We start from the raw sequence: 232 nt of genomic DNA, 5'->3' as shown, positions 1-232 counted from the left end.
CGGATGAGGCTCTCGACGATCTCGTGGGTTTCTTCGTCAATACGTTGGTCCTGCGGACGGATGTGGGTGGTGATCCCACCTTCCGTGAGTTGTTGGCCCGGGTGCGGGAAACGGATCTTGCCGCGTGGGCTCATCAGGACCTTCCGTTCGACCGGCTCGTCGAGGTGCTCAATCCCGAGCGTTCGGCGTCCCGGCATCCGCTGTTCCAGGTCATGCTCACCGTCGGCGACAC

Annotated in this window: 1 protein-coding gene; it reads left to right on the top strand. The window is 62.9% G+C overall.

The annotated features are described in order from the left end of the window. The coding region (locus ADK41_RS15395) for a condensation domain-containing protein (RefSeq protein WP_159043979.1) at positions 1–232 on the top strand (232 nt) is incomplete at both ends.

Origin of the sequence: Streptomyces caelestis (assembly GCF_001279005.1) — a bacterium.
Taxonomy (GTDB): domain Bacteria; phylum Actinomycetota; class Actinomycetes; order Streptomycetales; family Streptomycetaceae; genus Streptomyces; species Streptomyces heliomycini.
The sequence above is the reverse complement of the archived record's forward strand: the minus strand, read 5'-3'. Positions and strand labels throughout refer to the sequence as shown.